The organism is Actinomycetes bacterium, assembly GCA_024222295.1.
Lineage (GTDB): Bacteria > Actinomycetota > Acidimicrobiia > Acidimicrobiales > Microtrichaceae > JAAEPF01.
Genome location: JAAEPF010000009.1, coordinates 1 through 10,772, shown reverse-complemented (window position 1 = coordinate 10,772; position 10,772 = coordinate 1). Strand labels below are relative to the sequence as shown.

Sequence of the window (10,772 nt, the reverse complement as noted above, 5' to 3'; positions counted from 1 at the left end):
TAGTACCGCACGGGTAGCGCCTTCTGGTGGTCACGCTCAGTCGCCGCCACGCTCACCGAGTACACTCCCGGGTCGAGCTTCCTCGCCCGCTCGCGAAGATCCTTCAGGTAATCCTCTATCTCTTTCATCACTCTCTCCTCTCGCGGGCTGTCTAAACCCGCTGCCCTCATCACTGCCGATATAGTGGGGCTAGAAAGCCGGGGGCGCAACCACTTTCTCCAAATAGTTTCTCGCGCCTCTCTCTTGCCCGTCTACCGAGCGATAATGTACGTTCGTACACTCGCACATGTCAAGCGAAGGAGAGTGCGTATGAGGCTAAGGGATACGATCGATATTGCTCGGAGACAGGGGGCCTGCACGAGCACGGCTCCAGACTGGCCGACGCTGGGGCTGCGGCAGATAGACGCAGCGCTTGGGCCCATCCCGCCGGGCACCGTGGGGCTGCTCGGCGCTGCCACCGGATGCGGCAAGAGCAGCATCATGTTGTGGGCTGCGCTGAACAGCCCGACCGCGGGGATCATCAGCCTCGAGGATGGACCGCTGGTGGTCGGCACTCGCACGCTCTCGCTGGCGAGCGGGGTGGACGCGCGGGAGATGCTCACCGGACTCAGCCCCGAGGACCAAGAGAAGGTCGACCACGCCGAGCAGCGCATCGCGGAGCTCGACTTTCCGCTCGTCGAGGTGGCCGTGGGCGCGGACACGCTCGCGGTGGAGCGCGCCGTCGACAAGCTCGCGCAGGCTGGATGCCGCACCATCTGGATCGATTACTTGCAGAAGGTGAGGCCTGGCGAGGATGCGCCGGAGGACAGGCGCACCGCAATCAACGTGCTCTGGGGAGCGCTGCAGCGCGCCGCCATCCGGCATGACGTGGTGGTCATCGGCATCAGCCAGCTAGGGCGCAACGCGCAAGAGGGAGAGCCCTCGCTGCACAGCTTCAAGGAGAGTGGGGACCTTGAGAACGAGTGCCGCTTCGCGCTGCTCGCGCATCGCTCGGTGGACTCCCCGACCGTGGTGCTGACCGTAGCCAAGGGGCTGTTCGGTGGGGTCGGTACGCAGATGGTCTTCGAGCGCGTCAACGGCGCGCTGAAGCCGGTGTGGTGATGGGCGGCCGAGCAAGCAGAGCGAAGGGCGCCACCTTCGAGCGGAAGGTCGCCGAGATCTTCAGGGAGATGTACCCCGAAGCTCGGCGAGGATACCAGCGCCGTTCAGGCTCGGATGAGCCAGACGTCGCCGGCACTCCGTGGTGGATAGAGTGCAAGGTGGGCAAGGGCACCCCGCAGGTCTACCGCGCCTGGTGGCAGGCCATGGAAGCGACCGATGGGCGCGCGTGCATGGTGGTCTCGAAGCAAGACCGCACCGAGGTGCTGGTCACCATGCAGCTAGCCGACCTGATGGCGCTGCTCCAGCGCGCAGCGGGGCACATCGTCACCGAGGAGCACGCGGAGCTCGACAGTCAGTCGTCGGGATGACGCTCCCCGGGGGCTGGTTTGGCCCCCGGGAGCTTCACCATGCGGCCGGTGTCGCGGTGCTCGAGCATGCTCAGTCTGCCGAGCAGCGCACGCACCTTGGCGAGCGCGGCGTCATCGCGCGGGGTGGGTGTCACCCTCGTGATGACGGTCGCCACGGTCAGCGCCGCGGCGACCACTGTCGTCCAGTTCTCCAGTAGCCAGTGCATCTTACCTCCCTGATGATCTCCACACCCGCACCTTCACGTCCGCGCCGGACGCGTTCTCAAGAGCCAGGTAGTCGATCGGAATCAGCGCGGGCGCAGCGCCGTGCTCGAACAGGTCATCGAGGTTCCAGCGGTACTCGACCCCCGGTTCGAGCAGCACGCAGGCGCCCGTCTCAACGTTCGGGGGAGACCACCAGAGGTTGTATCCAGCGGGGGGCGGGTCCACGGACACGGGGGTGGTCACCGCGCTGTCGATTTGGACCGTGCTCGGCCCGAACACCACATAGATGCCTTCGCCCTCGGACTTGAGGGTGATCCAGTTGGTGACCATGCCGTGGCGACCCTGCGGCGCAGCGCCGCCGATCACCTCGTCCACGCCCGGGATCGGAAAGAGTCCCTTGGCACCCGCAGGCATGTCGAGCACGTACACTGCGCGAGGGACGGGGATGTTCAGTGCTTTGACGACTGCGTTGCTGCTCATGCTTGGCCCAGCCTTTCTAGGTCGTTGCGGTGTCCTTGTGCGGTGGAGCCGGTGCTCCCCGGAAGTCTGCGAGCAGCCTGCTGGAACGCAACCGCTTGCGCGTTGCCCTGCGCCTGCATGGCTGCGACCTGCCCCAGCGCAGCGGACTGCTCTGGTGTCTGCGAGTAGTCCTGATTCATCGCCATGATGAAGCTGCTCTCCTCCGTGGGGTCGAGGTTCATGCCGGTGACCTCGCCGAGGATGAGCTTCTGCGCGTAGGTGAGCTTCGAGCCCGTCGCGAGCGCTTTCTGCGCGAAGGCCAATACGTACTGGGCGAACTGCTCAGGGTACGCCTCGCGCACCGCCTGCACTCCGCTCTGCTTCACCAGTCCCGTGGCCACGTACTCGCAGATCACGTTGGGATCGTCGAGCGCTTCGAGGGCATAGAACCACTCCTTGATCTCAGCTCTCGCGGGCGGCAACGCTTCCCCCGTCAGCGGGTCAGCGGTGGTGGTGGGCATGTGCTGCACCGCGTAGGCAAAGGACTTGGCGATGGAATCTCCGTACGCCCCCGCGTACTCCCCGGTGGGGTCTGCTGCGTACATCCCCTCCGTGATGCTGCCGAGCCCCGAGAGCATCGCCTCCGGGCTTCCCGATAGCTGGTTGAACACCGAGGACAGCTCCTCGTAGCGCTCCTCGATGGAGGGCTCGCTCGCGCCCCACGAGTCAGACAGGCGCTTGCCCACGGGCGCTCGGATGAGCCCGAGCACGATACGGTCCACGCCCACGCGGCGACGGAAGTCCTCGATGCTCATGACGGTGCCCTGCTCGATGACCTCGTCCGCCACGCCCACCGCACGGAACACCCGGCGCTTGATCTTCGCTGCGGTCTCCGCAGTCTTGCGCTTCACGGCTTGGCCCGCCGCCCCCGAGTAGATGCTCGCGCTGCGGTCGAGCACCCACTCCTTGCCCATCGTTCCCATGGCCCGAGCCCCTGGTCCGCTGAGAAGCATGCGCGCTCGCCATGGCATGACGCTCATCATGGCCGCCCCCGGCATCCCCAGCACAGCCATGGCCAAGGAGCGCTGCCACGACTGACTCCGGGACGCACCGGGCACCCGGTAGCTGAGCGCGTTGACTGCCTCGAGCACTTCGAGCTGGCGCGCTCTCTTGCTCAGGGTCAGCCCTGCGCGCTCCCACATCTTGAACATCGCCTCGCCGTCCACGGGAAGCCCCCGCGCCACCATCAGGCTCTCGGTCGCCTTCATCATCTGGCCCACGTAGGAGAGAAGCTCGGCGGCGGCGGGCGAGTTGAGGTTGTCGCCGAAGAGACCCCGGCGCACGGCCTTCTCCAGAGCTTGCCGGTTGATGGCGCCGCCCTCCTCGACGATCTTTGCGCTGGTGGCCCCGGGGAGCATCGCCGGGGCCCGCTGGGACATGCCTATCAGTTGCTCGTAGGCGCCCTCGGTCAGTGCGCGCTGCTCTTGGAACTTCGCGCCCCAGGCAAGCGGGCTCTGCACCAGCCCCCCCATCATCCCCTGCAGCTCCTCGCGGAGCATGTTGGCGGGACCGCGCTCCACCTTCGCTGGAAGGGTGAGCCCCGCGATTGCCTTGCGTCCCTCGTAGGCCGCCGCGTAGGCGTCGTGACCACGCCCCTCCTTGAGCGGCATGACCACCGCGCGGGCAAACTTGCCGAACTCGCCAACCCTCTCCGCTTCCTTGGCCGTGGCCACGACGTCTTGAGTGAGCACGCCCGCCTCGCCGAGCGACTTGGTGAGCGCCTCGCGCGTAGGGGCCGCAAGCGGGATGCGCTTGCGCGTTCCGGGTATCTTGTAGCCCCAGCCGCCAGACTTATCGGACCGGGTGACCACGACGCGACCCCCTTTGCCGCCCGCAGGGTCGTCCAGCTTCACCACGACCTTCTCGTAGGTGCCGCCGCGAGGGTTCTTGGCGGTGGTGGTCTTCCCGATCTGCCCCACCGTGAGGGGCTCGCCCGCCCCTTGGCGCACCGCCCTGCCGCCCTTCGTCGCGAAGGCCTCGATCTCCAGGTCCACGCGCTGCTGAAGCGCGGGGATGTCGATCTTGGCGAAGTCGTCACCCACCTCTTGCATCGGCAGGTCGCCGAACCACTTCCTGAGAGTGCTCTTCGCAAACGCTCCCGGGCCCGACTCGTCTCCGTTGGAGATGCGCGCGAGCTTCTCCACCATGCCGTGCGCCGTGGCTCCGAACTGCGCGATGGCCTGGTCAGTGTCCACCTGCAGGGTCTCGTTGAGCATCGTCCCGGGCTCACGCGTCAGCCCCGCGATGCCCGACGGGTCGCCGGGTCCACCCCCGAAGCGCGCCATCCGCTGCGACTCGTACAGAGGCACAAAGACGTCATCGACCATGGTGCTCACGAGTTCTTGCTGCTCCTGGCTCAGCGTGGCCCCCGGCCTTCCCACCGCGCTGCCCCTGCGCAGCACGGCGTTCAGCGCTTTGCGGGCGCTGATCGCCTGCACCCCGTCGCCCTCGGCCAGCATGCGCTCGAGGAAGTTGGTGACGCCATCGACGTCGCCCTTCATGGCCTTCTCAAGTAGCGCGTCGCGGAACGCCTCCTGCTCCGCAGGGTCGTCGGGCACTGTCTTCGCCCGCTGGGTAGCTCCGTGCATCTCCGGTCGCTGCGCGTTGCGCGTGAGCAGCCGCTTGGTTCCCTTCGCCGCCGCCCCCGCTGCGGTCAGCGCTCCTGTGAAAGCCACCGGCACGAAGACTCCGAGAGCTCCGTGCGCAGCGACCGTCGTGCCGAAGCTGTCGAAGTCCGGCTCCGCTGAGTCGAGGGTCGCCATCAGCGCACTGGGCAGCGCTTGCATCACACCCTCGGTGGCGGTGAACGCGAGGCCGCCCACCTTCATGCCGGTGCGCTCGGCGACCCCCAGCGCAGCGCGGGTGCCCAAGCCGCCGCCTCCCACCGAGAGAGCCTTGCCAAGCGTCGTGCGCGAGGCCGTCTGAAGTGCGGTGCGGCCAGCCCCAGCGAGCAAGGCCAGCTTGCCGGCGCCCGCCCCGGCAGCCACGCTCCCTTGAGCCAAGGTGCTCCCGCCCATCGTTAGGATGGACGGGAGCACGAAGCCCACCGCGTTGAATGTGCCCGCCTTGCCCGGGTTACGCTCGGTCCACTGCTCGTAGCGCGCCCGCTCCTCGTCGGTGTACAGGAAGTCGATCTGGCGATGCAACCCGAGGGTAAGCCCGCTGACGAGAGCCTCCCCTGATCCCTGCAGGTCGCTGTATACGTCCTCGACCTGCTGCTCCTGGTTCTGCGCAAGCTGCTCGAACGCGGTGCGCGACTCCGCGTCAGCGTTCGGGTCCCGCAGGGTGCCATCCCGTAGACCTGCGAGCATCGAGGACTCGCTGACCTTGATCGCTTCCCACTGACCGCTCTCGGGGTTCTGCCAAAGCGCGTCACGGGCCTGCGAGGGAGTCGCGGGTATCAGCGCCCCGGGGGTGCTTTCGGGCGGCGCCATGTTTGAGATCTTGACGGACGCTTTCTTGCGCGCCGCGGACGAGTCTTGGCCCGCAGCCCACTCCGCGAACCTCTTCTTGGCGTCGCCGTCAGCCACTACTCATTCCTCCGTGCAGCTTGGGTTAGCTGCTCCCAATCAACCTGCCCGCGCTGCTTCCCGGCACCGTTGAGGGCCCCGATGGCGCCTTGGTAAAGCTGCTGCATCCCGGCAGCGGGCACGGTGTACGACTCGTAGATGCTGTCCGCCTTGTTGTCGAGGAACTGCATGAAGGCCAGTGCCGAGCGTTCCGGCGAGCGCCCAGCGGTGCGCCAGTTCCAGCTTCGGATGTCGTACCACGAGGTCCCGGTTGCGCTCTGCCCGGTCATGGCCTCTAGCAGCTTCATCTCCGCATTCTGCGGCGCCATAAAGCCGACGAAGTGCGACAACGTAGCGATGTTGCCGGACATGAGAGCCTGCGTGACTTCGAACTCATCCCCGCCTTCGAGGAACCCTGTCTCCCGCGCTAGCCCTATCTCCCGCGCTACTTCGCTCTTGGGGTTCACGCGCCACTCCTCGGTCTTCTTGTCGTAGAGCAGCGGCGGGGTGGAAGGGTCGAGGTGAAGGGTAGCCAGCCCGAGCGCCTTACTCTTCTGCACCGCGCGTCTCCACCCCGCCATGATCGTCTCGGGGTTGAGGTCGTCCTGCGCGCCCGCTGCCCATTCGCTCCCTGCGGTGAAGCCGCCCTCTCCCCCGTCTACCACCGACCTGCCGCTCTCTTCCATGATCGATCCGTACAGCAGCAGCCCCTGGGCGTACTCGGAGAGGGGCTGAATCTGGGAGATGGTCTCTCGGACCCCCGCGCGCTGCGCAGGGCTCTCCCCTATCGGGGTGACGTCTCCCCCCCCGGCCCGGTAGTCTTTTACCTGCTGCTGCTTGCCCGCGAGCTGGGGGATGAAGTCTTGGCCGATGGACTTGTCGTCGAAGGTCAGTTGCGCCGAAGCGAGCACCGGCATATTGATCGTGACCTCCGCGGGGGGTCGCCCGCTGTCCACCCAGCCACCGTTGCCGTCGTTCACCCTCAGATCCCAGATGCGCGAGGGTACCGTCAGGGTGACCGGGCGGCGCACCACCTTCAGCCCCATGCCTCGCTCGCCACCCACGCCCATCTGCTTCTCGGCTTTGATTCGGGCATCCTCCAGATCCGCGAACTCGAACTTGCCTTGGCGCACTATGCCGGACAACCCGAACATGGTGGGAATAGCTGCCAGGTCTACGGACTGACGCAAGGCAGAGAGGGCGCCCACGTCTCCCTTGCCAGCGAAGCGTAGGTTTTGCTGGTTGAGGAAGGCACCGCGACCAATCTCCTGGGCTCGCGCGAGCAGCTCGGCGCCTCCCTCGCCCTGCAGGTTGACGGTGCCACCGAGGGCGTCCTGCAGAGTGGCCATCGTCTCGATCGCCTGCCGCCTGCGCTCGTCGTTGTCTGAGTTCGGCAGCAGCGCCGCGACGACGCTGCGATCGATCGCCGTGGGAGGGAAGGCGGTCTGAGCGTAGATGGCGACGGCGTTTCCTTCGCGGCTTTGCGTCATCAGGCTTTCGAGAGACTTGCGCTTCGAGTCGCCTCCGCGCGTACTTACGAGCACCTTGAGGTCGGCCTCGATTGCCGGAGCGGCCTCCCTCATCTCCTTGTCTATCGACTCAATGATCTGCGCCTGCTGCTCCTCGGAAGCCGCGGCCAGTTGCGCTTTCTCCGCTTCTAGGTCGGCTACGCGCTTGGCCACGTTCTGCGCGAGGGTCTCCCTGGTCTCTTCGTTGAGGATCGTCGCCCCGTCTTGGGCCTCCAAGATCGACTGCGCGTCCTGAATCTCTGCATCGATCTGCTCCGCTGTTCGCGCCGCGGCGGGCTCTTCTGCCGCCGCCGGAGGGGGCGCGGCCAGAGGAGCCTGCGCTCGGCTCGGAGCCGGCGCTGCGGCCCTCGGCGCAGGCGCCCGCCCCGCTCGTGGCGCGGGGGCCGCGGGAGGCCGCGTACCCTGCTTGACTTGCACCTCGGTTTGCTTCTGCAGCGCTTGACTGAGCCGAAGCAAGCCTTCGCCTTCGAGCTTCTCGCGCTCGGCTTCCTGTTGGTAGAGCGCAACGCCTTCTTCGCCGAACATGCCGAGGATGCGCAGGTCTGCGCGCCCAGCGCTCTGCAGTAGACGGTCCTGCAGCGGGGCAGGCAGAAGGCTCATTAGCCGCTCGCCCTCCTTGCCCGCCGCAGTCGTCGAGCGGATAGTGAATGTCTTCTCTGCCACCTCGATCAGCTCTTTGTTCGCGAGCTGTATCTGCTTCTCTGCCGCGATATCCCCGGCCAGCTTCGCCTGCTGGGGGAGGAACTCTCGGCCAGCGGCCTGAAGGCGCGCGGCGGCTGCTTCCCGCAGCGCCGCTCCCTGCGCCTTGCGCGCCACGATGGCGTCGCCGTAGCTTGCTCGCATCTGCGAGTACAGAGTCTGGTTCGCCTGAAGCTCCGTCTTCATGGCGTCGTACTGAATCTCCTGCGCCGCCAGGTCCTGCTTGATGGCGGTGTCGATGATCGCCATCGCCGTATTGGGACCCCCGCTGCGCTCGCTCTGGAACGCTCCGGCAGCCAGACTCATCGCCGCCCCCCACATCGCCGCCCCGCTGCTGTCGTGGAAGAGCCGCCCCGGACGCGGGCGGAAGCTGCCGACCTCGCGTCCTAGCTGCTGGATGTTGTGCGCGTTCTGCAGCGAGGACTGCAGCGCCTCCTGCTCAAGCTGGGCGAGGCCCCCTTGGAAATCCTCTAGCTTCTTGGCGTTGAGGTGGCTCTGCTTCGCCTTGGCGAGCTTGATCTCCCCGTCTACCTCGGCCTTTGCGATCTCGGCGATGCGCTGCTGCAGCATGCTCTGCATCTGCGCGATGCGGGTGTCCGTAGCTCCGACCTTGATCTCCGCGGAAACCTCGCCCGTCTTCGGCGACAGAGGGGCGCGGGGAGCGCGCGGCCGATCCGGCACCGACGCGGAGCGGACAGCGACCTTGGGGGCGGCACTCTCAGTCCCGTCTCCCTCATCGGGGGCGGGCGCAGCCTTTGCGGCCGGAGAAGCAGGCACAATGCTCTGCCGCAATACGATGTCAGGTCGAAAGAGCATGCCTTATCGCCTTCTCTGTCCCGGGGCCAGTCCGACTTGGTTGAGGTTCGCTGCTTCCAAGTCCGTCAGCCGCTTGTTCATCTTCGCCGTCTCTTCGGCTGCACCCTGCGTGGCGAGCAGCGCTCCGACGTCTCCCGCCGTGCGGGTGAGCCCACCGAAGAGCGTGTTCCATCTCTGCTTGCGTAGCTGCGCTAGCTGCGCCTCGGACTCCCTGCGCTCGCGTGCCGAGGCGATAGCCGCCTGACCGTACACATCCGAGAGGGTCCTCGAGCCAGCCATCTGCGCGTTGCGGAGCGCAAGGGCAGGCGATATGTCACGCCTGCCCAAGCTCGCCGCCATGATGTTGCGCTGAGCTTGAGAGCCTGCCAGCGCTCCCTCCCGCCGTGCGATGGTGTCACCGGCTGCGCTCGCCGCTAGCTGGTCTTCGAGCGCTGCGGTGGTGCGGAAGTCTGCGATGGTGTTGCCGATGGCTGCCGCGATACCTGTGCCGCCGACGATCGCCCCGCCGATGGACTTGGGGCTCGTCCAAAAGCCGTCTGCCTCGTCCTCCGGGGCAGCCCGCGGGGAGCCGGGTAGAGCGTAGTTAGTCGGGGTCGCGCCCGGAACGGGGGCTGCGGGGGCGCGGTAGTCGCTCGGGGTGAGTGCGTCGAGTTGGGCGGCCGCCGCGGCGGGATCGGGCAACGCGGGCTCCGTCACTGACGCCACCACCTCCTCGGTCCCCGCTGGTGTAGCCACCTCGAAGACGTCGGTGGCGGTGATCGATGGCCCCGGCTCTAGGCGGGGCGCGGGAGGGGCCATCGAGGGCGCTTCCCAAGGCTGAAGCCCCGCCATCTGTGCCGGCGTCATGGCGTCGAAAGCGGGCGTTAGCGAGGGTGCGCCCTCCGGGGTGATGCCCAGCGCCCTCTCCGCTTCCGCTGCCGCCTCCTGCGGGCCGATGCCCTCCGGGAGCAGGTCGTTGACCGTGCGGGAGCGAATCGCCGCCTCGGGGACGATGTTGCGCGTCCTTTCGCGGGCGATGCGGTCTGCGCGAGTGGCGTCCTGACGGACCGCAGGGCTCACTCGGTCAAGGACGCCGTACGGGTCCTCTTGTCCCGCCCAACCTTGGTCCATGGGAATGACGCCCGCGGGAGTCTTGTCGCCAAAGATCCCTGGCTCGGGCCCCGAATAGGTCGGGATCGGCTCGCCGCCCACGCCCATGTTGGCGTCGTACCAGGAAGGACTGTGCGTTAGCCCGTCCGTGTACATGTTGGGCGCCAGCGGCAGCGGGGGGCTCATGACGTCGGCGACGAGGTCTTCGTCGGAGCCGAGGTCGACCTCTTCCAAGCGCATCTCTGTCCCCGCTAGGCGAGACACCTCTTGCACCCAGTTCGCGCCTGTATTGAACTGCTTCCTGCCGCCGGGCTGCGCCCAGATCTTGCCCACTTCGCGCAGCGCATTGCCTGCAACGCGCTCGGCGTCGGCCGGGCTCATGCCTGCTCCGCGCTCGGTGGCCCTAACGTCTCGCAGCAGCTTCCCCTTGATCTCGTAGATGTAGTTGCGCAGGTGGCGGCTCGGGTCGTCCCCCAGGCGCTCCCGCTTCTGCTCGTCGCTCATGCCGTTGAGCGAGCGCTCCAGAGATCGCAAGATCTTGATGTCCTCGTCGACGTTCTCCGGCCCACGACCGAAGGCCTGCGCCGTGGCGTAGTCCGTCCCGAAGGTGTCGTTCCAGAACTCGATATCAGCTTCGGTAGCCATCAGCTATTCCCTCCCTGCAGACCGCCGAGCAGTACGCCGATGGCGGCGCCGCCGATAGCGCCCGGCACGCCACCCGCCTTCGCCCCCATCGCGCCGTACTGAAAGCCCGTAGAGAGTGCGCCCGTAGCGGCGCCTCCCCAGTTGAACTCATCTTCTTCTTCCTCGAGAGAGGGAGCCGTCGCGCGCATAGGGGCGCGGCGCTGCACTGGGTCTGGTGCAGCACCACCCCCGCCTCCAGCCATGGGCGCTGCCGCGGCGATGAGCTTGCCGAAGTCGATGGGCGCTGAGCCGCT

7 protein-coding genes are annotated in these 10,772 nt (G+C 67.1%); 2 read left to right on the top strand and 5 right to left on the bottom strand.

The annotated features are described in order from the left end of the window. Positions 1-303 precede the first annotated feature (303 nt). Both GY812_02450 and GY812_02445 read left to right on the top strand, forming a co-directional pair. Positions 304-1,101 (top strand): hypothetical protein, encoded by a 798-nt coding sequence (locus tag GY812_02450; GenBank protein ID MCP4434344.1) that lies wholly within the window; start codon positions 304-306, stop codon positions 1,099-1,101. After that, positions 1,101-1,469: a hypothetical protein gene (locus GY812_02445; GenBank protein ID MCP4434343.1), complete on the top strand. Its 369-nt coding sequence runs from the start codon at positions 1,101-1,103 to the stop codon at positions 1,467-1,469. Before GY812_02450 ends, GY812_02445 begins: the two co-directional genes overlap by 1 nt. On the opposite strand, the gene GY812_02440 is transcribed toward GY812_02445, so the two are convergent. From GY812_02440 to GY812_02420, 5 genes are all read right to left on the bottom strand, one after another. Then, complete coding sequence (locus GY812_02440) at positions 1,454-1,675, bottom strand: hypothetical protein (protein ID MCP4434342.1); 222 nt, start codon at positions 1,673-1,675, stop codon at positions 1,454-1,456. The two genes, GY812_02445 and GY812_02440, sit on opposite strands and share 16 nt — an antisense overlap. Position 1,676: 1 nt before the next feature. Beyond that, positions 1,677-2,153, bottom strand: coding sequence for a hypothetical protein (locus GY812_02435; GenBank protein MCP4434341.1), 477 nt, complete (start codon positions 2,151-2,153; stop codon positions 1,677-1,679). Then, positions 2,150-5,722: a hypothetical protein gene (locus GY812_02430; GenBank protein ID MCP4434340.1), complete on the bottom strand. Its 3,573-nt coding sequence runs from the start codon at positions 5,720-5,722 to the stop codon at positions 2,150-2,152. The genes GY812_02435 and GY812_02430 overlap by 4 nt, the downstream gene beginning before the upstream one ends. After that, on the bottom strand, positions 5,722-8,610 hold the full coding sequence (locus GY812_02425) for a hypothetical protein (GenBank protein MCP4434339.1): 2,889 nt from the start codon (positions 8,608-8,610) through the stop codon (positions 5,722-5,724). The genes GY812_02430 and GY812_02425 overlap by 1 nt, the downstream gene beginning before the upstream one ends. A gap of 138 nt (positions 8,611-8,748) precedes the next feature. Beyond that, a complete protein-coding gene (locus GY812_02420; protein MCP4434338.1) occupies positions 8,749-10,479 on the bottom strand; it encodes a hypothetical protein in 1,731 nt (576 codons plus the stop codon). Between the last annotated feature and the right edge of the window lie 293 nt (positions 10,480-10,772).

Excerpts from the sequence above, each read along its gene's own strand:
- GY812_02445 (MCP4434343.1), top strand. The coding sequence starts at position 1,101 with ATGGGCGGCCGAGCAAGCAGAGCGAAGGGCGCCACCTTCGAGCGGAAG.
- GY812_02435 (MCP4434341.1), bottom strand. The coding sequence starts at position 2,153 with ATGAGCAGCAACGCAGTCGTCAAAGCACTGAACATCCCCGTCCCTCGC.
- GY812_02440 (MCP4434342.1), bottom strand. The coding sequence starts at position 1,675 with ATGCACTGGCTACTGGAGAACTGGACGACAGTGGTCGCCGCGGCGCTG.
- GY812_02420 (MCP4434338.1), bottom strand. The coding sequence starts at position 10,479 with ATGGCTACCGAAGCTGATATCGAGTTCTGGAACGACACCTTCGGGACG.